This is a genomic window from Pseudogemmatithrix spongiicola, from assembly GCF_030623445.1.
Classification (GTDB): domain Bacteria; phylum Gemmatimonadota; class Gemmatimonadetes; order Gemmatimonadales; family Gemmatimonadaceae; genus Pseudogemmatithrix; species Pseudogemmatithrix spongiicola.
On the sequence record NZ_CP130613.1, the window covers coordinates 1,579,766 to 1,600,661 of the forward strand.

A 20,896-nucleotide genomic window follows, 5' to 3' on the forward strand; every position below is an offset into this window, starting at 1 on the left:
CCGGTCTGTAGGGCGGCATGAGCGCACCACGCCTCGTCACGGAGACCCTCGGCGGCTCGCCGCTCTCGCGGGCCGCGCAGGACGGGCAGGTGCCGGCGGACTGGTTCCCGGCACGCCCCTCCGGCGCCGCCGCGTGGCGCGCCCGGGCGGAGTCCGTGCGCCAGGAGTTCGCGGGCTCCCGTTGGCTGGCCGGCCTGCGTCCGGCGCTGGATCCGTCGGGTCCGGCAGCCGAGCGCCTGGAGCGCGTGGCTGAGGCGAACGGCATCATCGTCACGACGGGCCAGCAGCCGGGCTTGTTTGGCGGGCCGCTCTACACCTTGCTCAAGGCGCTGTCCGCGCTGGCGCTGGCGGATCGCATCGAGCGTGAGACGGGGATCCCCTGCGCGCCGGTGTTCTGGGCGGCGACCGACGACGGCGACTTCGCCGAGGCCGCGTGGACGGCCGTCGCGGGCGAAGGGCAGGTGCATCGCCTGAGCATCCCGCGCCGCGGGCCCGATGGCGCGGTGATGGCCGAGATGCCGCTCGGCGATACCGGCGAGCAGTTCGAACAGCTCGTGGCGGCGGCAGGGTCGGCGCCGCACGGTGCGATCCTCGACGCCTTGAAGGCGGCGTACCATCCCGACGCGACCGTTGGCGGCTCCTACGTGCGCTTCCTGCGCAGCCTGCTCGAACCACACGGCATTGCGGTGCTCGATGCCTGGCATCCGGCGACGCGCGCAGCGGCCCGCCCGACGCTGGTCGAGGCACTGCGTCGTGCGGCGAGCGTGGACGAGGCGCTGGCGCTGCGCATGGTGGCGATCGAGCGTGCGGGCTTCCGGCCGCAGGTGGCGCGCGTGCCGCGCCTCTCGCTGGTGTTCCGCGCGCTGGCCGGCGTGAAGGAGCGCATCCCGATCGCGCAGGCGTCCGAGGTGGCGCACCGCGCCGACAGCATTCTCTCCGCGAACGTGTTGCTGCGCCCGGTCGTCGAGCGCCGCATCCTGCCGACGGTGGCGTACGTCGCCGGACCGGGCGAGATCGCCTACTTCACGCAGGTGAGCGCGGTGGCAGACGCCTTGGGTATCGCGCCACCGCTGGCGGTGCCGCGCTGGTCCACGACGATCGTCGAACCCAGCATCGATCGCCGTCTCGGGCGTCTCGGCATGGTGCTTGACGATCTCAAGGTGCCGCATGAGGCGGAGCGCCGCGTCGGCGATCGGGCGATGCCGGCGGCGGTGCGCGACGCGCTGGATGGTTTGCGCCACGACCTGGCCTCGCGGCTCGACACGCTCGGCAGCGTGGTGCAGGGGCTCGACCATCTCATCCCGGATCGGGTCGTGGAGGGGGCGCGGCACCAGATGCTGCATCGCGTCGATCGGCTCGAGCGCCGCTTGCGCGCCGCGTCGCGGTCGCGTGCCACTGAAGCCGTGATGGATCTCGCGACGGTGCGTGCCGCGCTGATGCCGGAGAACCAGCGGCAGGAACGGCGCCTCAATCCGGTGCCGATGCTGGCGCGGCACGGCGACTTGCTGTTGGCGCAGCTGAAGGCCGGCGCCGCGATGCACGCCGGGACGCTGGTCGGCGGGTGATGCGCGCGGGAGGGGCGCGGCTCGTCGCGGCCGGAATCCTCCTCAGCCGCCTCTTTGGCCTCGTCCGCCAACGCGTCACTGCGCAGTATCTCGGCGCGGGCCCGGTGGCGGATGCCCTCGCGGCGGCGTTTCGCATCCCGAACCTGCTGCAGAACCTGTTCGGCGAAGGTTCGCTCTCGGCGTCGTTCATTCCCGTCTACGCGAAGCTGCTCGCCGAGGGGCGCCGCGAGGACGCGGGGCGCGTCGCGGGGACGATTCTCGCGTTGCTTGCGCTGTTCGTGTCGGTGCTCGTGTTACTGGGCATCCTGTTCGCGCCGCAGCTCGTGTGGCTGCTCGCGCCGGGACTGGGGCAGGAGACACAGGCGCTCGCCGCCGGGTTGATCCGCATCATCCTGCCGGGCCTCGGGCTCTTGGTGCTGTCCGCGTGGTGCCTCGGCGTGCTGAACGCGCATCGCCGATTCTTCCTCTCGTATGCATCGCCGGTGCTGTGGAACGCGGCGATCATCGCGGCGCTGGTGTGGCGCGGCGGCTGGCAGGGCGCGGAGAGCGCGGAGCTGGCGGTCGCCGTGGCGTTCGGCAGCGTGGTGGGCAGCGCGCTGCAGTTGGCGGTGCAGGTGCCGAGCGTTGTCCGCTTGGACCGCGCGTTGCGCGTCGGCGCGGGAGCGGCGCGCGACGAAGTGCGCACGGTGCTGCGGAACTTCGGTCCCGCCGTCGCCACGCGTGGCGTGGTGCAGCTGAGCGCGTACGCGGACACGCTCATCGCCTCGTTGCTCGGGGCGGGTGCGCTCGCGACGCTGACCTACGCGCAGGCCATCTCGATGCTCCCGGTGTCGCTGTTCGGCATGTCGATCGCCGCGAGTGAACTGCCGGCGATGTCTGGGGCGACGGGGAGCCGCGAGGAGATCGCCGCGGCCCTCCGCGCGCGGCTCGAGAGTGGGCGGGCCCGCATTGCCTTCTTCGTGATTCCGTCGGTTGTCGGGTTGATCGCCTTCGGTCGCGTGATGGCGTCGGCACTGTATGAAGGGGGCGCGTTCACGCGCGACGATGCCGCCTGGGTGTGGGCCGCGCTGGCCGGCTCCGGGGTCGGCATGTTGGCCGGCACGATGGGGCGACTGTTCTCGTCGGCGAGCTTCGCGTTGCGCGACACGGCGACGCCGATGCGCTTCGCCGCGCTGCGGGTCGGTCTCGCGGCGATCCTCGGCCTCACGCTCGCGATGACGCTGCCCGAGCGCTTCGGCTGGGCGCCACAGCTGGGCGTGGGCCTGCTCACCGCGGCCTCGGGGATCGCGGCTTGGCTGGAGTACCGGCTGTTGCGCGTGCACATCGAGCGACAGCTCGGCGCGCTGCCGCCGATGGGGCGGGTGCCGGTGACGCTCTGGGCCTGTGCCGCACTCGCGGCGGCCGTCGGACTCGGCGTGGCCGCGGTGTTGCCGACGTGGCATCCCGTGCTCGAGGCCGTGGCCATCCTCGGCGCCTATGGAGGCAGCTATCTCGCGATGACGCGCGTTGCCGGAGTCGACGGTGCCCGACGCGCCTGAACGGGTCGCGCAGAAGCTCGCGCACCTGCCCGAGACGCCCGGCGTCTACCTCTGGAAGAGCGCCGAGGGTGAGGTGCTCTACGTCGGCAAGGCGAAGCGCCTCCGGCCGCGCGTCCGCAGCTACTTCGCCAGCGAGCATTGGGACAACCCCAAGACGCGGCGCTTGGTGGAGCGCATCGCCGACCTCGAGACCATCGTCGTGCCCGACGAGGCGCATGCGCTGATCCTCGAGAACAACCTGATCAAGGAGCACCGGCCCAAGTACAACGTGATGCTGCGGGACGACAAGACGTACCCGTACATCAAGGTGACGGTGCAGGAGCCGTATCCGCGGGTCTTCGTGACGCGGCGGCTGCACGATGACGGCGCCCGCTATTTCGGCCCGTACACGGATGTCGCGGCGATGCGCCGCGCATTGGACGTGGTGAAGCGCATCTTCACGGTGCGCTCCTGCCGCTACGACATGCCGCGCGAGATGCCGGAGCGGGCCTGCCTCGACTACCACATCGGCCGCTGCAAGGCGCCGTGCATCGGGCTGCAGTCGCGCGCCGAGTATGCCGCGATGATCGACGAGGTGCTGACCTTCCTCGACGGCAAGACCGACGACGTGGTGCAGCGTGTGCGAGCCCTGATGGAGCAGGCGGCCGAGGCGATGGACTTCGAACGCGCGGCGGAGCTGCGCGACGCCATCGGCAAGCTGCAGCGCATGGAGGAGCCGTCGCTGGTCGCCGAGGTGGAAGGTGGGGACCGCGATGTGATCGGCTACGCCCGCGACGGCGATGATGCCGCGGCCACCTTGTTGCGCATCCGCAACGGCAAGCTGGTGGCGCGCGAGCATCGCTTCCTGGAGGGGGTCGAGGGTGAACCCGACGGCCAGGTGCTCAGCACGTACCTGGTCAGCGCGTACCTCAAGGCGCCGGCGCGGGCGCGCGAGTTGCTGCTCCCATTCGACTTCGAGGATCGTCCGCTGTTCGAGGAGGCGCTGCAGGGCGCCGCCCGCATCCTTGTGCCGCAGCGCGGACCGAAGCGGGAGTTGCTGGACCTCGCCGAGCAGAATGCGCGGCATCTGTTGGAGGAGTTCAAGCTCGCCGAGCAGGAGACGGACGAACGCGCCGCGGATCCCGTGTACGAGCTCGGGCAGGCATTGGGGCTCGAGAAGCTCCCGCGGAGCATCGTGTGCTTCGACAACTCGACGGCGCAGGGCAAGGACAGCGTCGGGGGCATCGTGTGGTTCGAGAACGGCCGCCCGCGCCGCGCCGAATACCGCACGATGAAGGTGAAGACTGTCGATGAGGCGCTGGGCCCGGATGACTTCCAGTCGATGCGCGAGGTCGTGGGGCGCTACTTCCGTCGCCGCGTGGAGGAACAGCGCTCGTTGCCTGACCTGGTGATGGTCGACGGCGGCAAGGGCCAGCTCGGCGCCGCCGACGAGGCCCTGCAGGAGCTCGGACTCGGCCACCTGCCGCTGATCGGCCTCGCGAAGCGCGAGGAAGAGGTCTTCGTGCGCGGGCGCCGCGATCCGCTGCGCCTGCCGCGGCGCTCGCCGGCGCTGCGCCTGCTCCAACAGGTGCGCGACGAGGCGCATCGCACGGCCGTGACGTACAACCGGAAGCGCCGCACGATGCGTACCGTGACGAGCGAGTTGCTGCGCATTCCCGGCGTCGGCCCCAAGAAGCGCAGCGCGCTGTTGAGTGCCTTCGGCTCGCTGCAGGGCGTGAAGGACGCAACGGTGGAGCAGATCGCTGCGTTAGAAGGGTTCAGCGAGGCCAGTGCGCGCAAGCTGCTGGCGGCGCTCGGCGTCACGTCGGCTCCCGACCCGGCGCCGGATGCTGGCGCCGATGCGCCGGACACCACGACTTCATCCTAATCCGATTCCCATGTGGTCTCTGCATTGTTCCGTCTGCACGTACAGTCAGCCCGACGGCACGAAGCTCGCCTCCCTGTGTCCGGACTGCAGTCAGCCGCTGCTCGTGCGCTACGCGGCGCCGGTGCCGAAGTCGGCGATTACGGGCGACGCGAGCCTCTGGCGCTACGGTGCGGCGCTGCCGTTGCTGGCCGGCGAACGGGCGGTCACGCTGGGTGAGGGCATGACCCCGCTGATCGAGCTGCCGCATCTCGCGGCGGAGATCGGCGTGCGCCGGTTGTGGGTGAAGGACGAGGGCATCAACCCGACGGCGAGCTTCAAGGCCCGCGGCCTGATGATGGCCGTGACGCGCGCCAAGGCGCTGGGCTTGTCGGGTGTGTGCGTCCCGACGGCAGGCAACGCGGGCATCGCGCTGGCGGCCTACGCAGCGGCTGCGGGACTGCCGTGCCGCATCTACGCGCCGGAGACGACGCCGCCTCCGATCCTCGGGTCCATCCGCGCATTCGGTGCAGACCTGCAATTGCTGCCGGGCCACATCGGCGATGCGGGAAAGGCCACGCTCACGTTCGCGCGCGAGAGCGGCTTCTTCAACGTGGCGACGGTGCGTGAACCGTACCGCGTGGAAGGCATGAAGACGATGGGCTATGAGGTGGCCGAGCAGTTGGGCTGGCGGCTTCCCGATGCGATCGTGTATCCGACGGGCGGTGGCGAAGGCACGATCGGCATCTGGAAGGCGATCGGTGAGATGCTCGACTGGGGCTGGCTGCCGCGCGAGACGCCCCGTCCGCGGATGATCATTGCCCAGGCGGCGGGCTGCTCGCCGTTGGTGCGGGCGTTCCGCGCGGGCGAGGAGAAGGCCACGCCGTGGGAAGATCCGACGACGCACGCCAGCGGACTCCGCGTGCCCGGCCCGCTCGGCGACCGACTCACGCTGCGCACATTGCGCGAGAGCGGCGGCGAGGCCGAAGCCGTGAGCGAGGACGCCATCCGCAGCGGCACCTTCCTGCTCGCGAGCAAGAGCGGCATCGACGCCGCGCCCGAGGGAGGGGCTGCGCTCGAGGCGGCGCGCCAGTTGGTGGCGGCAGGCCGGCTCTCGCGAGACGCGGAGGTTGTGGTGTTCAACACGGGTAGCGGCGCGAGCTATCGCTGGTAGTGCGCGCCGCGTCGTGGGTCGTGCGCCGCGCGGTCAGCGCGGCTGTACGACCTCGACGACGCTGAAGGCCTGCGTGGCGCGCACGGGGATGCGACGCTCGGCGTAGCCGGATTCCCAGCGCACGATCACCTCGCGCTCCAGCGGGATGTCGCAGAGAAACCACTTGCCGTCGGCGTCCGTGATGGCCTCGCGCACTTCCTCGCGCTCCTGCACATCGGTGCGGTTCACGATCACGGGCAGCGTCCACGACGCACGGACCACGGTGTTGGCGAGCGGCGCGTCGGACGAGTCGCTGCGCAACTGGCCTCGAATCGCCGCCGTCGGCTGGATGGTCGTGCGCTCGGGGCACAAGGGTGCGAACGGCGTGCCGGCGACGCGCACGCCGTGGGGATTGCGCTGGTAGACCAACTGGGTGCCATCCGCGAGGGCAAGCACCTGCCCGCCAGCGACGAAGTGTGCCACGACATCGACCTGCATCATCTGCGTGCGGATGAGCGTCGTGTTGCCTTCGCCAGCGAAGTAGTTGAGGAACGGCGTGCGTTGCCTCCACTCGGTCACGAGCCAACCGCCGGCCGGGGTGCGCCCGAAGCGCAGCATGCCCCCGGCGCCGGAAAGGCGCTCAGTCTCCGGCAGGTCCACGTAGCGGAAGCGGAACTCCCGCAGCGCCATCGTGGGCCAGTCGAGCACGAACTCGCCTTCAACGTCCACCAAGCCGCGGCGCTGGCGCAGGGACGTCAGCGCGAGCACGAGCGAGTCATCGTCCGCCCGGCGCACGCGGACGCAGTGGGTGCGCAGGAACCACTCGCTGGCGAGGATCTCGAGGTCGGGCGCGAAGAACGTGCGGTTGCCGCCGATGGTGGCGAAGAATCCCGATTCCTCAAGGCGCGCGGTGTCCGCGGGCGGGAAGGGCGCGGGCAGGCTGCCGTTCACGCGACGGAGCGCTGCGCGGAGCGTATCGTCCGACGTTTTCGCGATGCGGTACTGCGTCGTGACGTAGCGGGCCTGCAGGTCCTGCCGTCCGATGCGGTACTGCGCCGCGGTCGCCGCGGTGAGGATCTCCGCGTACAGCCCGTCGGCGACGCGCTTGCCGCGGCCGTTGCCGCAGGTTGCCGCGCCGCGGGGGATCTGCGGCAACTCGTAGGGCCGTTGCTGCAACTGTCCATTGAGCGTTTCGATCTCGCTGCCGTCGATCTCGGCGCGTCCGACCGTCTCCGGGTCGTGGCCCACGCGCTTTGCGACCAACTGGACGTTTCCGCCGTTTGCGAGGTAGAGCGCGTAGCTGCCGTCGTCACGAGTGACGGTGCGGCCAACAGGAACGTTGGCCGCACCGAGCGCGGTGAGGACGACACCGGCCGCCGGTGCGCCCGATGGAAGGCGAAGTGTCCCGACGAGGCGTTGGGCATCCGCCGCGGCCGCAGTTGCGGCGAGCAGCGCGATGACCGCGACGGCGCGTCCCGCGCCCATCACCGGTTCCTCATGTGGTCGGCCAAGGGCGTGAGGCGCTGGCGAAGGAACGTCTTGAGGTCGTCAGGCATCGGATGCTCGGCGATCGCGCGCTCCATGCACCAGAGCCACTGGTCGCGCTCGCGTTCGGCGATGGCAAACGGCAAGTGCCGTGCGCGCAGCATCGGGTGGCCGTAGCGTTCGACGTAGAGCTGGGGTCCGCCGAGCCACCCCGTGAGGAACTGAAAGAGCTTCTCACGCGAGACCTTGAGGCTCTTGGCGTGCAATGCGCGGACCTCCGCCGCCTCCGGTGCGGTATCCATGAGGTCGTAGAAGCGGTCAACCAGCGCCTGCACGCCGGCTTCGCCGCCGATGAGCTCGTAGGGGAGGGGAGCCGGGGGAGTCGTCACACCTATAAGCTAACGCGAGAGCCGAGTAGATTTGCCACGCATATGACGCGCATCGCCATTCTCGATCCAATGTCCGGCATTGCCGGCGACATGTGCCTCGGCGCCTTGCTCGATTGCGGGCTGCCGGAATCGTTCGTGCGCGACCTGCCGCAGACGCTTGGCATCGCCGATATCGGGGTGAACATCACGCGGGTCAGCCGCGGGCAGATCGCCTGCACGAAGGTGGACTTCACGATTCCGCCGCAACCGCATGGGCGGCATCTCAAGCACATCAAGGCCATCGTCGACGCGACGCCGGCGCCGGCGAGCGTGAAGGAGAAGGCGAACCGCTGCTTCACGCTGATCACGGAGTGCGAGGCCGCGATTCACGGCACGACCGTCGAACGCGTACACCTGCACGAAGTCGGCAGCGTGGATGCGATCCTCGATATCGTCGGGACGATCTGGGGCCTTGAGCAGTTGGGCGTGCAGCACGTCTACTGCGGCACCATCCCGCTCGGCGATGGCTTCGTCGACACGCAGCACGGGCGTATGGCGGTACCGACGGCGGCGACGCTGCGCTTGCTCGAAGGGCTTCCCGTGCGACCCGGGCCGGAGGGCAGCGGCGAGCTCACGACGCCCACAGGCGCGGCGCTCGTTCGCGTGCTAAGCGAAGGGCCGCCGCCGGCGGAGTTCGTGGTGACGCGGAGCGGATTCGGCGCAGGCACCAAGGATTTCAAGGATCGCGCGAATGCGCTGCGCATCTGGATTGCCGATGCGTCTGGTGAGCAGGTGCGTGACGCCGGTGGCGAGGGCGTGTCCGTCCTCGCGGCGGACGTGGACGACATGACCGGTGAAGCTCTCGCGGTGCTGGCGGAGCGGTTGCGCGCGGCGGGTGCGTTGGATGTCGTCCTGTTACAGGTGCTGATGAAGAAGGGGCGGCCTGGAGTGCGGATCGAGGTGTTGGCCGCGTCGACTGACGTGGACGCACTCGAGTCGCTGCTGCTCACGGAGTCCACGACGATCGGCGTGCGCCGCTACGCCGCGAGCCGCCGGGTGCTGCCGCGGGAACGCGTGGTCGTGCGCGTGGAGGGGCAGGAGGTCGCGCTCAAGGTGGTGATGCGTCCCGACGGACGGCGGACGGCGAAGCCGGAGTCGGACGATGTGCAGCGGGTGGCCGCCGCGCTCGGCAGGGCCGCGCGTGAGGTGGCGGAGGCAGCGCTCGCGGAGTGGCGGCTTACGTCGTCCAGATGACGACCACTCCGCACTCACCCGCCGCGCTTGCGAACTCGACGGGAACCAGCAGCGGGCGGCTGTAAACTTCAACGCGCTTCGCGAGCTGCAGGATCTCGTGGAGGTCGAAGCCATCGAAGCGCTGGCGGGGAATACCGTCGACGTAGATGGTCGGCAAGCACAGGAACCCTGCGGACCGCACGTAGATCATGGGGTAGATGTAGCTGACGGGCCCCATGCCGCCGCCGACGGGTCGCGTCGTCATCGGGACGTGAAGCCCCGGCACCGTCGCGAGCGCGGTCGCCCGACGCCCAAGCTTGTCGAGGTCGTCCGAGTTCAGAAAGTGCCCGACGCCTCCGCGGCGGCGCCGCTCGTAGGCTTCGAGCATGACGTCTGGCCGGATGCCGCGCACGACGTACTCTGGTAGCGACGTGGCGACGTCGCCCAGTCGAAACGCGACAAGCGACTCCTGGGACGGCGCAAGGGCAACGGTCTTCCACTCCGGCGCGCGCCCGATGGCTCGCACATCTACCGTTTGCGATCCCGCCGGCACGCCCAGCAAGAGCGCGACGCCGGCGTCATTCGATACGGCACTGACGGACTGCCCCCGCACCGAGACGACCGCACCCGAGACCGCCGCGCCTCGCTGGTTGCGGATCTCCACGCGGAGACGCGCGCTGCCCCCACGCGGACGTGGCATCGTGTCGACGGTTGCGGCGCTATCGAGCTGGCGGGCAGCGCTGTCCGTCAGGCTGATCCGCAGCTCCTGCGTCGCGATGGCCGCGAGGCGGCGCGGCAGCACCACGTCGCCCGTGGTCTGCGCGCCACGCCGCGCGACGACCGCGACTTCGATGTCGGTCGGCACGCCGCAGAACGTGATGCTCCCGGCCGAGTCCGAGATCGCGGCGAGTCGTTTGGGTATGCGCTCGGGGCGGAAGCCGTCGCCGAAGGCCATCTCCCACCACTCGATACTACCGTGCGCGTCGGGGAGCGGCGCGCCCGTCTCGGCGTCTCGGACGCGCGCGAGCACGATACTCGTGCTGGCGTCGAGCGCGGCGCCGCACAATGCCCGCGCCGTGGTCGCGTAGGAGGGCGTAGCGAGCCGCAGGCCAGAGAGTCCGGAGCGTCCGACATCGATGGCGTAGATCGGCGCGCTGAGGGAGAGGGAGTCGAGCAGCGGGTGGAAGAACGTCACCTGGTAGCGGCCGGGCTCGACGCGCGCGAAGCTGAAACGCCCCCGCCGGTCGGTCGTGCTCATGGTCTCGACGCCCTGCAGCACCACGCGTGCGCCGGCGAGCGGGGCACCGGAGACCAACGAGTCGAAGACCACGCCCGAGACCGCGCCTTGGGCCGCCGTCCGCGTGCTGGCTGCCAGCAGCAGCAACCCGAGCGCAGCGACCCGTCGGAGCAGACGATCTCCCAAGCGTGAGGTGCGCACGCTTCGATTCTCCGGCCGGAGAGTCACGGGCTATGTCGTCCAAATTACGAGCACGCCGCAGCGGCTGAACGCATTCGCGAATTCCGGCGGCACCGTCAACGAGCGGGTGTAGAGCTCGACGCGTTGCGCCATCTGGAGCAGCGCGTGCAGTTCGAAGCCCTCGAAGCCGACGCGCGGGATGCCGTCGACGAACACCGTCGGCGTGCAGAGCTCGCCGTCCGCCCCGCGGAGATAGAGCATCGGCTGCGTGGTGCTGTTGAAGCCGTACGCGCCTCCCGGCGCGACGGTGGTGAACGGCACGCGCACGCCCGGAAGGTTTGCCAAGCCACTGGCGCTGCGGCCGAGCTTGTCGAGCTCTTCCGCATCGAGAAAGCGCCCCAGCCCCGCGCGGCGCCGGCGTTCGTAGGCTTCCCTCTCCGCCGAGAGGCTCGTGCCGCGGACGAGGTACTCGGGCAGTACCTCGGCGAGCTCGCCGAGCTGAAGGTCCAGGCTGGTCTCGGCATCCGGGGCGAGTGCGAGCACCCGCCGCTCCGGTGCGCGGCCAATTGCTCGCACGTCTACCGTCTGCGAACCTGCGGGGACACCGGTGAGCACGAGGCGGCCCTCGCGATCCGTGACGCCTCCGACGGCCTGGCTGCGGATCGAAACCGTCGCACCCGGAACTGGGGCGCCGCGCGCATTGCGGACCACGACGCGCAATCTCGCACTGCCGCCGCGCTGGCGAGGCAAGGTGTCCGCCCCCGCCACCGAGTCTGGCGCGGCGCGGGCCGCCGTGTCCGAGAGGCTAATGCGCAGTTCCTGCAACTCGATCGGCGCCATGCCCCGCGCGAGCACGACCTCGCCCGTGGCCTGTTCGCCAAGGCGGGCTGCGATGGACAGCTCGATGTCGTTGGGGACGCCGCAAAGCGTGAGTGCCCCCGTGGAATCCGCACGGGCCAGCAGCTTCCGGTTCTGGCGCTCAGGCGCGGCGCCGTTCCCGATGGCGAGCTCCCACCATGAGATCTCGGCTAGAGCATCGGGGACCGGCTCCCCGCGCTCGGCGTCGCGGACGCGCGCGAGCAGGATGCTCGAATTGGCGTCGAGCTCGACGCCGCAAAGCGCGCGCGCCGTGGTGGCAAACGACGGCGTCGAGAGCTGGACGCCCGAGACGTCGGCCGCACCCACCTCGACGGTGAACACCGGAGCGCTCATGGAGAGCGAATCGAGGCGTGGATGAAAGAAGGTCAGTTGGTAGCTGCCCGGCTCAAGGCCGCGGAACGAAAACCGGCCCCGGCGGTCGGTCGTGCTCGAGCCCTCGTAGCCTTGGAGGACCACCTGGGCTTCGGCCATCGGGGCCTTGGTGATGAGCGAGTCGAAGACGACGCCCGAGAGGGTGGCCTGCGCGCCGAGGGGCGTCGCCAAGGTCGCCACCGCGATGAGCGCGAGCAGGACGCAGCCGCGCAAGTCCCTGTCAGTCATTGTGTTCACCGCGCTCGGCTAATACATTTTCTAAGCCGCCACGCGCGGCTTTTTTTGTCCTCGTCTCGCCCGTCGGCCCCATGGTTCGCGTCAGCAAAGTCCAGCCCGAAAGCATCGCCGCCGAACTCGGGATCACCCCGGGGACGGAGCTGCTGGCTGTCGACGGCCGCGCGCTGGATGACTTCCTCGATTGGGAGTTCCTGACGGCGGACGACGCCTTCGAACTCGAGGCCAAGCTCCCGGACGGCGAGCACGTGGTCTTCGAGATCGAGCGCGAGGGCGGCGAGCCGATGGGTCTGGAGTTGGAGCCGCCGAACGTCAGGCGCTGCGCCAACCGCTGCGAGTTCTGCTTCATCGAGGGGCTCCCCAAGGGGCTGCGCAAGCCGCTGTACATCCGCGACGACGATTACCGGCTGAGCTTTGCCTACGGCAACTTCGCGACGCTGTCGAACCTAAAGGAGCGCGACATCCAGCGCATCCTCGAGTACCGGCTGTCGCCGCTGTACGTGTCCGTGCATGCTACCCCTTGGGAGGCCCGAAAGGTTCTCCTGAACAACCCGCGGGTGCCGAACATCGTCGAGCAGCTCACGCGGCTCACCGAAGGTGGCATCCAGTTCCACGGCCAGATGGTCGTGGTGCCGGGCCTGAACGACGGCGAGGTGCTGGAGCAGTCGCTGCGCGATCTCTACGCCTTCGGCGATGCCTGCCTCTCGGTCGCGCTGGTGCCCGTGGGGCTGACGCAGTTCTCGCACATCTACACCGGCAAGTCGATGGACCGCGAGAACGCGACGCGCATCCTCGAGACGGCTGAGCGCTGGGCGGCCAAGGCGATGGCGGAGCGCGGCGAGCCGTGGGTGTACGGCTCCGACGAGCTCTACCTCCTGGCGGGCCGCGAGCTGCCGTCGGCGGCGCACTACGGCGACTTCTCGCAGATCGAGAACGGCGTCGGCGCCATCACCTCGCTGCGCGACCGCGTGCGCGATGGGCTCGCGCGGCTGCCGCGCCTCGACGGCCGGCGGATCGGCGTCGTGACGGGCAAAGCCATGGCGCCGGCGATCATGCCGGAGCTGCTGGCGCAGCTGACCGAGGCGACGGGCGCGAGCTTCGAGATGATCGAGACCGAGAACTCGCTGTTCGGCCCCACGGTCACGACCGCCGGCCTCCTGGTGGGCGCAGACATCCGCCGCGCGCTCGACGGCCGCGCGGACCTCGACCTCGCGCTGATCCCGGCCGAGACGATCAATCAAGACGGCATCTTCCTCGACGACGAATCCTTCGTCGCCGTGCGCGAATCGCTCCCGATGCCGGTGTACCCCTCCTACGATTTCATCGATGTGCTCGAGCACGAAGGCGCATCGACGGTGAGTGTGCGATGAGCAGTATCAGCAGCATCCCAGTCGTGGCCCTGGTGGGCCGCCCCAACGTCGGCAAGTCCGCCCTGTTCAACCGCCTCATCGGCGACGACACCGCGATCGTCAGCGAGGAGGCGGGCACCACGCGCGACCGGCACTTCGCCCGCTGCGAGTGGCAGGGGCGCGCCTTCTGGCTCGTCGACACCGGCGGTCTGGTCGAGGATTCCGACCTGCCCATGGACGTGGCCATCAAGCGGCAGGTGCAGCAGGCGATCGCCGAGGCCGACCTGATGCTGCTCACGCTGGACGCCAAGGCGGGGTTGCATCCCAGCGACGCGCGCATCGTCGACATGCTCCGCAACTCGCGGAAGCCGTGGCTGATCGTCGCGAACAAGGTGGACGACCCGAAGTCCACCGACTACTTCGAGTTCTTCAACCTCGGCGCCGGCGATGTGGTGCCGGTCAGCGCGGCCAACGGCAAGAACTCCGGCGACCTGCTCGACCAGATCATCGAGAAGCTGCCGGAGCACGCCGAGGAGCCGGGGCCCGAGGTGCTGCGCGTCGCGGTGATCGGCCGCCCGAACGTGGGCAAGAGCTCGTTCATCAATCGCCTGCTGGGCGAAGACCGCCTCGTCGTCAGCGACGTGGCCGGGACGACGCGCGATTCCATCGACACGCCGTTCACGTACCACCAGCGGCCGTTCATCTTCGTCGATACGGCGGGTCTCCGCCGCCAGAGCAAGATCGACGACGGCGTCGAGTTCTACTCCTCGCTGCGCACGCGCCGCGCCATCGAGCGCTCGGACATCTGCATCCTGATGATCGATGCCGTCGAGGGGCTGCATAACCAGGACCTCAAGATCGCGACGATGGCCTGGGATTCGGGCCGCGGCATGATCATCGTCGTCAACAAATGGGACCTGAAGGAGAAGGACGACAAGACGGCGGCGAAGTTCGAGAAGGAGTGCGTCGAGAAGGCGCCGTACCTGAAGTGGGTGCCGTTCCTCTTCACGAGCGCCATCACCGGCCAGCGCGTGACGAAGGTGCTGGACCTGCTCCTCGAGGTGGAAGCCGAGCGCAACAAGCGCATCACGACCAGCGAGGTGAACGACGCCCTGCAGGAGCTGCTGGCGCGTCGTCAGCCGCCGCAGGCCGCCGGCCACGAGGTCAAGCTCAACTTCGCGACGCAGGTGGAGACGGCGCCGCCGGCGATCGTCGTGCTGGGCAACCACCCGGCGCTGGTGCAGGAGCACTACATCCGCTACCTGCACAACGGCTTCCGCGAGCGCTGGGGCTTCACCGGCAATCCGTTGCGTGTGCTCATGCGCCAGAAGGGCGGGCGCAATGAGTGAGTTCGGTCCGCACGGCATGCCCGGATGGGTCGCGCTGCTCATTGCCTACCTGAGCGGCTCGATCCCGACGGCGTACCTCGCGGGCCGGCTGCTCAAGGGCGTGGACCTGCGCACGGTCGGCTCGGGCAACCTCGGGGCGACCAATGTGTATCGCAACCTCGGCGCCGTACCAGCCGTGATCGTGCTGCTGATCGACGCCGCCAAAGGCTATCTGCCGGTCTTGCTGCTGCCGCACCGCGTGGCGGGCGTCTGGGCCTTTGAGCGCCAGGAATACACGCTGTGGGCGATCGCCTTCGGCGTGGCCGCGATCTTCGGCCATCTGAAACCGATCTTCCTGCTGTGGAAGGGAGGCGGGAAGGGCGTGGCGACCGCCGCGGGTGTGTTCGGCGCACTGGTGCCGGCGGCGCTCGGCGTCGCGCTCATCGCGTTCATCGTCGTCGCGGCCGGCAGCGGCTACGTGTCGCTGGCGAGCATCGTGGCCGCGTTGACGCTGGCGATCGCCACGCCGATGTTCGCAGCGGGCAACGTGCCGCTCATCGTGACCGCCGCCGTGGTTGGCGTGGCGGTCGTGGCGATGCACGGCAAGAACATCCAGCGGCTCCGTGCGGGCACGGAACCCAAGACCTTCGGCAAGAAGAAGGAGGTCGTATGAAGATCGCAGTCATCGGCGCGGGCGCCTGGGGTACGGCGCTGGCGAACCTGCTCAGCGAGAACGACCACGAGGTGATGCTCTGGGCCTACGAGCCCGACGTCGTCGAGTCGATCAATACGCACGCCGAGAACCGGCGCTTCCTCTCCGGCGTGCCGCTCCATCCGGATCTCCGCGCCTCGGGGCTCGAGGAACAGGTGCTGGCCGGGGCCGAGCTGGCGTTCTTCGTCGCGCCGTCGCATGTGCTGCGGCAGGTGGCGGCCGGCTGCGCCAAGCACGTGCCCGCCGGCATCCCGCTTGTCGTGGCGACGAAGGGCATCGACCGGGAGCGCCTCTCGCTGATGACGGATGTCGTCGCGGAGGAGATCCCGGAGCATCCGATCGTCGCCCTCAGCGGCCCGAGCTTCGCCCTCGAGGTCGCCAACCACCTGCCGACGGCCATCGTCGCGGCGTCAGCCGACCCCGACGCGGCGCAGCTCACCCAGCGCGCGCTCAGCACCTCGGCGTTCCGCGTGTACACGCAGTCGGATGTAATCGGTGTTGAACTGGGCGGTGCGCTCAAGAACGTCATGGCCGTGGCAACGGGTATCGCCGACGGGTTGCAGCTGGGCTTCAACGCGCGCGCGGCGCTGATTACGCGCGGGCTGGCCGAGATGACGCGCCTGGGTGTGAAGCTCGGGGCCGACCCGCAGACCTTTGCGGGGTTGGCTGGCATGGGCGACCTCGTGCTCACTTGCACGGGATCGCTCTCGCGCAACCGCAGCGTGGGCCTGGAGATCGGCCGCGGCGCGGCGCTGAACGAAGTGCTGCAGGGCCGCGAGACGGTGGCTGAGGGTGTGACGACCACGGAGACGGCCAAGCGCCTCGCCGAGCAGCATGGCGTCGAGATGCCGATCGTGAACGCGGTGCACAAGGTGCTCTTCGAGCGGCAGCCGGCGCGCTGGGCCCTCGTGGCGCTGATGACCCGCGACCTCAAGGCGGAGAACGCCTGATGGCTTCCGGCGCCGAACCGGTGCGGGAGTTCTTCTCCATCGGCGACGTGTGCGAGCTGACGGACCTCAAGCCGCACGTGCTGCGCTACTGGGAGAGCCAGTTCCGGTTCCTCTCGCCCTCGAAGAACCGCTCGGGCAACCGCGTGTACACGCGGCGCGAGGTGGAGCTGGTGATGCTGGTGAAGCACCTGCTCTACACCGAGAAGTACACGATCGAAGGGGCGAAGCAGAAGGTGGACGAGCAGCGCAAGAGCGGCGGCGTGAAGCCGGCCGCGCGGCAGGGGCTCGACACCGAGACGGTGGTGCTGCTCGAGAAGGACTTACGCGAGATCCTCGATATCCTGGAGCGGAAGGACTGATGCGGCTGTTGCTGAGCAATGACGATGGGATCCTCGCGCGCGGGCTCGAGACGCTGGAGAAGGCGGCACGGCCGCTCGGCGACGTGTGGGTCGTGGCGCCGGACCGCGAGCAGAGCGCAACCTCGCACTCGCTGACGCTGCATCACCCGCTACGGCCCGTGCAGCTGGGCGCGCAGCGCTGGCAGGTGGACGGCACGCCGACTGACTGCGTGATGCTGGCCATCGAGGCGCTGCTGCCCGAGCGGCCGGACTTCGTGCTCAGCGGCATCAACCATGGGCCCAACATGGGTGAGGACGTGCTGTATTCGGGGACCGTCGCCGCGGCGATGGAGGGCCTCGCCCTCGGCGTGCCGTCGATTGCCGTGAGTTTCGCCGGCCGCGTGCTGCGCTCCGACGATACGCTGCTCGAGGACCACGTGGACGCGCTGTCGCGCCTGCTCAAGCACCTCACCGCGCTGCCGCAGTTTCCCGCGGACACGCTGCTGAACGTGAACATCCCGGCGATTCCGGCGAAGGAACTGAAGGGCGTGCGGCTCACGCGCCTCGGGCGACGCGTGTTCAGCGACTCGCTCACGCCGATGAAGGATCCCTGGGGGCGCGACATCTTCTGGATCGGTGGCGGCTCCGTGGCGTGGAGCGGCAGCGACGACTCGGACTTCCGCGCGGTGAAGGAGGGCTACATCTCCGTGACGCCGCTGCATCTGGATCTGACCGCGAAGGACCGGCTGGACGACGCGGAGCGCTGGTGGCAGCCGCTCTGACGCCGCAGTACGGCGGCGCGCGCCGTCGGCTGATCGAGGAGCTGCAGCGCAAGGGCATTCGCAGCCTGACGGTGCTCAAGGCGTTCGACGACGTGCCACGGCACGAGTTCGTCCCGACGGGCCTGCGGCATCGGGCCTACGAGGATGCGCCGCTGCCGATCGGGTACGGGCAGACAATTTCCCAGCCGTGGGTGCACGCGAAGTACTTGGAGTTGCTTGACCTCAAGGGCACGGAGCGCGTGCTCGAGATCGGGACCGGTTCCGGCTTCCAGACTGCATTGTTGACCAAGCTGGCCCGGCATGTCTTCAGCATTGAACGCCTGGCGCCGCTCGCCGAACAGGCCCGCGAGGCGCTGCGTCGCTGCGGGATCGACCATGTGATCCAGCGGGTGGGCGACGGCACGCTCGGCTGGCCCGAGCACGGCCCCTACGACGCGATTCTCGTCGGCGCCGCGTCACCGGACGTCCCGCAGCCGCTGCTCGACCAGCTGGCCGCGGGAGGCCAGCTGCTCATTCCGGTCGGCGACCGCGACACGCAGCAGCTCGTCCGCATCCGTCGCGGGCCCGAGGGCTTCGAACGGACGCCGCTCGACGCGATGCGCTTCGTCCCCCTGATCGGCCACCATGGATTTGCCTCATGACCACTCTGTCTGATCGTCTCAAAACCGCGATCCGCGACGTGCCGGACTTCCCGAAGCCGGGCATCGTCTTCAAGGACATCACGCCAGTACTGCACGATCCGGTGCTGTTTGCCGACGTGACGGCGGCGCTGGCCGCACCGTGGAAGGGCAAGGGCATCACGCATGTGCTGGCCATCGAGAGCCGCGGCTTCCTGTTCGGCGCGCCGGTGGCCCAACACCTCGGGGCCTCGCTGGTCCCGGTGCGGAAGCCGGGCAAGCTGCCCAGTGCCCACCTGACCGAGCACTACGCGCTGGAATACGGGGAGGACGCGGTCGAGGTTCACACCGATGCCATTGACGCCCGCTCGCTCGTCCTTATCGTGGACGATGTGCTGGCCACCGGCGGGACTGCGGCGGCCACGCGGCGGCTGGCGCACCGCCTCGGAGCCGGGGTGGCGGGCATCGGCGTCGTCATGGACCTGTCGTTCCTGCCGTGGCGGAAGGCCTTGGCTGGCGTGCACGTCGAGACGTTGGTGAGCTTTTAGGAGGGAACGGGCAGGGAACCTCCGCATCGCGCCGGAGGTATGAGCAGTATTAGGGCGCAATCCGGGAGGGCCCATGCACGGGACGGCACGGCTCACGGTAGGACTCATGTTCGCGGCGGCAGTCGCCAGCCCGCTCGGCGCCCAGAGCGAGGCGTCTCGCGGCTACCTGTTCCGCGAGCCACCCGTGGCGCTCTCCGTGTACGGCGGCTTTGCACAGCCGGTGGCCACCGGCGACCTCTGGGCCTTCACCTTCGACGAGCTCACGCTTGGTCGCCGTGACTTCGGTGCGGAGGAGTGGGGCGGCGACATCGCGTTCCGCATCTCTCCGCGCGTCGACTTCGTGGTCGCGTACTCCGTCAATGACGTGAGTCGGCGGTCTGAGTCTCGTGACTGGGTGGGTACCGATGGGTTCCCCATCCGCCAGACGTCCCGGCTGATCCGTCGGCCGTTTGGCGCGTCCCTGCGATATCACATGTGGGACCGCGGCCGGATGCTCGGCACGCGGGCCTGGGTACCAAACCGCTTCGTGCCCTTCGTGGGGCTCGGATTCGGCCGCATGGTCTACAGTTTTGACCAGCAGGGCGAGTTCGTGGACGAGGCAACGCTCGATGTGTTCACGGACCGCTATCGTGCAGCGGGCCGCGCGGCCTACGCCCAGCTCAGTGCGGGCGGGGCCTGGACGCTGCTTCCCTCGCTGGCGCTGACCGGTGAGGCGCGCTATCTCTTTGCCAGCGCGGATGGCAACCCGTCGTTCTCGGGCTTCGACCGCCTCGATCTGTCCGGATTGAGCGCGAACGTCGGGCTCACGCTTCGCGTCTTCTGAGGAGGAACGCCATGCATCGCTCTCTCGTCTTGGCGGCCGCGCTGGCGGTCCTGCCGGCGGTCTCCGGCGCGCAGCAATCCTCTGCTGTACCGTGGGACGGCTTCCTCGGGTGTTGGGTCAACACGGAATCCTCGGATGCCGGCCTCCAGGTCTGCTATCTGTCGGTGGCCGGCGCGCCGGCGGCGACCGAGCGCGTCGTGCTGCGGGGCGATTCGGTCCTGAGCCGAGGCCAGTTGCGCGTCAGTGACGCGCGCCAGCCCATTGTCGCGGAAGGCTGCGAAGGATTCGAGATCATGCGTCCGTCCGCGGACGGGGCGCGCATCTATACTGAGGGCGAGGTCCAGTGCGGTGCCGTCCGGCAGACGACGTCGGCGCTGCTGGGACTAACAACCCAAGGCGAGCTTGTCCGCGTGCTCGCGGTGCGGGTGGGCGAGCAGAAGACGTTGGTCACGGAACGCTATGCGCCGGTCGCCCTGAGTGCAGTCTCGCCCACCGTGCGCCCGTCGCTGGAGGCATCGCAGCTGCGGGCCCGCGGCGCCCGCGTGGCCATGCTGCGCCTGCTCGACGTCGAGCAGATCGAGGCGATGCTGCAGGAGACGGATCCGGTCGTGGTGGAGGCGTGGATGGTGGAAGCGACACGTGACGTGCCGGGCTTCCGTGCGCCGCGGCGTGCGCTGGAGCGCCTGGTCGCGGCGGGCGCGACCACTGGCGTCATCGACATGGCGGTGATGCTCGGCAATCCAGGCTACTTCGACGTGCACGCGGCCACGAACGAGGCGCCGCTGCGCCCTGCCTTCCGCGACGGGTTCGGCGGGGGCTTGGGTGGCGCCGGCCGTGGCTGCGAGTTCGAGCAGGCGATGATGCCGACCGCGAGCATGGCGTACTGGGCGGCGTGGGGGTACCCGGCGTTCGTGAATCCTTGGCTGTTCTCCAACCACTGTCTGCCGTATCTCTTCCACAACCCGTTCGGCTTGGGCGCGATTGCCTGGTCGGGTTGGTCGCCGTGGTCATGGTTCTACGGCGATCGCATCCTCGGCGGGTTCGGCCCGTGGTGGCGTGCACCGGTGGTGCGCGGTGGCGGATACTTCGTGCCCGTGACAGGTGGCAGCCTGGCCCGTAGCATCCCGCTCGGCAACGTGGAGAAGGGACGTGGCTACACCCGCACTGGCACCGCGACGAGCGGTGGCGGTGCAGTACCACGCGGCACCGCGCAGCCGGTCCGAGAGCCGAGCAACGCCAACGTGCAGAGCGGCGGAAGTTCCTCGTCGGGCGGCAGCAGCAGCGGCGGTGGGCGAACCGCGACGGAAAGCAGCAGCGGGACTGGGCGCACCGCCCAGCCCCGCAGGCCCAACTAGCACGTCG

The 20,896-nt window shown here is 69.5% G+C and carries 19 protein-coding genes; 15 read left to right on the forward strand and 4 right to left on the reverse strand.

What is annotated here, in order from left to right:
* Window positions 1-17 precede the first annotated feature (17 nt).
* The 4 genes from bshC to Strain318_RS07210 are packed head-to-tail and all read left to right on the forward strand — an operon-like array spanning window position 18 to window position 6,120.
* A complete protein-coding gene (gene bshC, locus Strain318_RS07195) occupies window positions 18-1,565 on the forward strand; it encodes a bacillithiol biosynthesis cysteine-adding enzyme BshC (RefSeq protein WP_367887824.1) in 1,548 nt (515 codons plus the stop codon).
* The gene (gene murJ, locus Strain318_RS07200; RefSeq protein ID WP_367887825.1) at window positions 1,565-3,103 is read left to right on the forward strand and encodes a murein biosynthesis integral membrane protein MurJ; all 1,539 of its coding nucleotides are present in this window, start codon (window positions 1,565-1,567) and stop codon (window positions 3,101-3,103) included. Before bshC ends, murJ begins: the two co-directional genes overlap by 1 nt.
* Window positions 3,087-4,970 carry an excinuclease ABC subunit UvrC gene (uvrC, locus tag Strain318_RS07205; protein WP_367887826.1) on the forward strand — a complete coding sequence of 628 codons (1,884 nt, stop codon included), beginning with the start codon at window positions 3,087-3,089 and terminating at the stop codon, window positions 4,968-4,970. Before murJ ends, uvrC begins: the two co-directional genes overlap by 17 nt.
* Before the next feature lie 10 nt (window positions 4,971-4,980).
* Window positions 4,981-6,120 carry a threonine synthase gene (locus tag Strain318_RS07210; protein WP_367887827.1) on the forward strand — a complete coding sequence of 380 codons (1,140 nt, stop codon included), beginning with the start codon at window positions 4,981-4,983 and terminating at the stop codon, window positions 6,118-6,120.
* Window positions 6,121-6,153: 33 nt separating this feature from the next.
* Here the strand turns inward: Strain318_RS07210 and Strain318_RS07215 are convergent, their stop codons facing one another.
* Both Strain318_RS07215 and Strain318_RS07220 read right to left on the reverse strand, forming a co-directional pair.
* The gene (locus Strain318_RS07215) at window positions 6,154-7,584 is read right to left on the reverse strand and encodes a carboxypeptidase-like regulatory domain-containing protein (RefSeq protein WP_367887828.1); all 1,431 of its coding nucleotides are present in this window, start codon (window positions 7,582-7,584) and stop codon (window positions 6,154-6,156) included.
* Window positions 7,584-7,973, reverse strand: a complete 390-nt coding sequence (locus tag Strain318_RS07220; protein WP_367887829.1) for a group II truncated hemoglobin — start codon at window positions 7,971-7,973, stop codon at window positions 7,584-7,586. Before Strain318_RS07220 ends, Strain318_RS07215 begins: the two co-directional genes overlap by 1 nt.
* Window positions 7,974-8,015: 42 nt before the next feature.
* On the opposite strand from Strain318_RS07220, the gene larC reads away from it, so the two are divergent.
* Window positions 8,016-9,206 carry a nickel pincer cofactor biosynthesis protein LarC gene (larC, locus tag Strain318_RS07225; RefSeq protein ID WP_367887830.1) on the forward strand — a complete coding sequence of 397 codons (1,191 nt, stop codon included), beginning with the start codon at window positions 8,016-8,018 and terminating at the stop codon, window positions 9,204-9,206.
* Here the strand turns inward: larC and Strain318_RS07230 are convergent.
* Window positions 9,190-10,623, reverse strand: coding sequence for a carboxypeptidase-like regulatory domain-containing protein (locus tag Strain318_RS07230; protein ID WP_367887831.1), 1,434 nt, complete (start codon window positions 10,621-10,623; stop codon window positions 9,190-9,192). The genes larC and Strain318_RS07230 overlap by 17 nt on opposite strands.
* A gap of 30 nt (window positions 10,624-10,653) precedes the next feature.
* The gene (locus Strain318_RS07235; RefSeq protein ID WP_367887832.1) at window positions 10,654-12,081 is read right to left on the reverse strand and encodes a carboxypeptidase-like regulatory domain-containing protein; all 1,428 of its coding nucleotides are present in this window, start codon (window positions 12,079-12,081) and stop codon (window positions 10,654-10,656) included.
* Between the two features lie 80 nt (window positions 12,082-12,161).
* On the opposite strand from Strain318_RS07235, the gene Strain318_RS07240 reads away from it, so the two are divergent.
* The 10 genes from Strain318_RS07240 to Strain318_RS07285 all read left to right on the forward strand — a co-directional run bounded on the left by Strain318_RS07240 (window position 12,162) and on the right by Strain318_RS07285 (window position 20,889).
* Window positions 12,162-13,457, forward strand: coding sequence for a DUF512 domain-containing protein (locus Strain318_RS07240; RefSeq protein WP_367887833.1), 1,296 nt, complete (start codon window positions 12,162-12,164; stop codon window positions 13,455-13,457).
* Entirely contained in the window at window positions 13,454-14,785 is a 1,332-nt protein-coding gene (gene der, locus Strain318_RS07245) for a ribosome biogenesis GTPase Der (RefSeq protein ID WP_367887834.1), read from the forward strand. The genes Strain318_RS07240 and der overlap by 4 nt, the downstream gene beginning before the upstream one ends.
* Window positions 14,778-15,437: a glycerol-3-phosphate 1-O-acyltransferase PlsY gene (plsY, locus tag Strain318_RS07250; protein ID WP_367887835.1), complete on the forward strand. Its 660-nt coding sequence runs from the start codon at window positions 14,778-14,780 to the stop codon at window positions 15,435-15,437. Before der ends, plsY begins: the two co-directional genes overlap by 8 nt.
* Window positions 15,434-16,426 (forward strand): NAD(P)H-dependent glycerol-3-phosphate dehydrogenase, encoded by a 993-nt coding sequence (locus Strain318_RS07255; RefSeq protein ID WP_367887836.1) that lies wholly within the window; start codon window positions 15,434-15,436, stop codon window positions 16,424-16,426. The genes plsY and Strain318_RS07255 overlap by 4 nt, the downstream gene beginning before the upstream one ends.
* Window positions 16,426-16,785, forward strand: a complete 360-nt coding sequence (locus tag Strain318_RS07260; protein ID WP_367887837.1) for a MerR family transcriptional regulator — start codon at window positions 16,426-16,428, stop codon at window positions 16,783-16,785. Before Strain318_RS07255 ends, Strain318_RS07260 begins: the two co-directional genes overlap by 1 nt.
* Window positions 16,785-17,546: a 5'/3'-nucleotidase SurE gene (gene surE, locus Strain318_RS07265; protein ID WP_367887838.1), complete on the forward strand. Its 762-nt coding sequence runs from the start codon at window positions 16,785-16,787 to the stop codon at window positions 17,544-17,546. Before Strain318_RS07260 ends, surE begins: the two co-directional genes overlap by 1 nt.
* A complete protein-coding gene (locus Strain318_RS07270; protein WP_367887839.1) occupies window positions 17,531-18,187 on the forward strand; it encodes a protein-L-isoaspartate(D-aspartate) O-methyltransferase in 657 nt (218 codons plus the stop codon). Before surE ends, Strain318_RS07270 begins: the two co-directional genes overlap by 16 nt.
* 5 nt (window positions 18,188-18,192) lie before the next feature.
* Entirely contained in the window at window positions 18,193-18,711 is a 519-nt protein-coding gene (locus Strain318_RS07275; RefSeq protein ID WP_367887892.1) for an adenine phosphoribosyltransferase, read from the forward strand.
* Window positions 18,712-18,784: 73 nt separating this feature from the next.
* Window positions 18,785-19,534 (forward strand): hypothetical protein, encoded by a 750-nt coding sequence (locus Strain318_RS07280; protein ID WP_367887840.1) that lies wholly within the window; start codon window positions 18,785-18,787, stop codon window positions 19,532-19,534.
* Between the two features lie 11 nt (window positions 19,535-19,545).
* Window positions 19,546-20,889 carry a hypothetical protein gene (locus Strain318_RS07285; RefSeq protein ID WP_367887841.1) on the forward strand — a complete coding sequence of 448 codons (1,344 nt, stop codon included), beginning with the start codon at window positions 19,546-19,548 and terminating at the stop codon, window positions 20,887-20,889.
* Window positions 20,890-20,896: the final 7 nt, after the last annotated feature.

What these genes read in the sequence shown, in the direction of transcription:
- bshC (WP_367887824.1), top strand. Translation starts at nt 18, where the DNA reads ATGAGCGCACCACGCCTCGTCACGGAGACCCTCGGCGGCTCGCCGCTC.
- murJ (WP_367887825.1), top strand. Translation starts at nt 1,565, where the DNA reads ATGCGCGCGGGAGGGGCGCGGCTCGTCGCGGCCGGAATCCTCCTCAGC.
- Strain318_RS07210 (WP_367887827.1), top strand. Translation starts at nt 4,981, where the DNA reads ATGTGGTCTCTGCATTGTTCCGTCTGCACGTACAGTCAGCCCGACGGC.
- Strain318_RS07215 (WP_367887828.1), bottom strand. Translation starts at nt 7,584, where the DNA reads ATGGGCGCGGGACGCGCCGTCGCGGTCATCGCGCTGCTCGCCGCAACT.
- larC (WP_367887830.1), top strand. Translation starts at nt 8,016, where the DNA reads ATGACGCGCATCGCCATTCTCGATCCAATGTCCGGCATTGCCGGCGAC.
- Strain318_RS07235 (WP_367887832.1), bottom strand. Translation starts at nt 12,081, where the DNA reads ATGACTGACAGGGACTTGCGCGGCTGCGTCCTGCTCGCGCTCATCGCG.
- Strain318_RS07240 (WP_367887833.1), top strand. Translation starts at nt 12,162, where the DNA reads ATGGTTCGCGTCAGCAAAGTCCAGCCCGAAAGCATCGCCGCCGAACTC.
- der (WP_367887834.1), top strand. Translation starts at nt 13,454, where the DNA reads ATGAGCAGTATCAGCAGCATCCCAGTCGTGGCCCTGGTGGGCCGCCCC.
- plsY (WP_367887835.1), top strand. Translation starts at nt 14,778, where the DNA reads ATGAGTGAGTTCGGTCCGCACGGCATGCCCGGATGGGTCGCGCTGCTC.
- Strain318_RS07255 (WP_367887836.1), top strand. Translation starts at nt 15,434, where the DNA reads ATGAAGATCGCAGTCATCGGCGCGGGCGCCTGGGGTACGGCGCTGGCG.
- Strain318_RS07260 (WP_367887837.1), top strand. Translation starts at nt 16,426, where the DNA reads ATGGCTTCCGGCGCCGAACCGGTGCGGGAGTTCTTCTCCATCGGCGAC.
- surE (WP_367887838.1), top strand. Translation starts at nt 16,785, where the DNA reads ATGCGGCTGTTGCTGAGCAATGACGATGGGATCCTCGCGCGCGGGCTC.
- Strain318_RS07280 (WP_367887840.1), top strand. Translation starts at nt 18,785, where the DNA reads ATGCACGGGACGGCACGGCTCACGGTAGGACTCATGTTCGCGGCGGCA.
- Strain318_RS07285 (WP_367887841.1), top strand. Translation starts at nt 19,546, where the DNA reads ATGCATCGCTCTCTCGTCTTGGCGGCCGCGCTGGCGGTCCTGCCGGCG.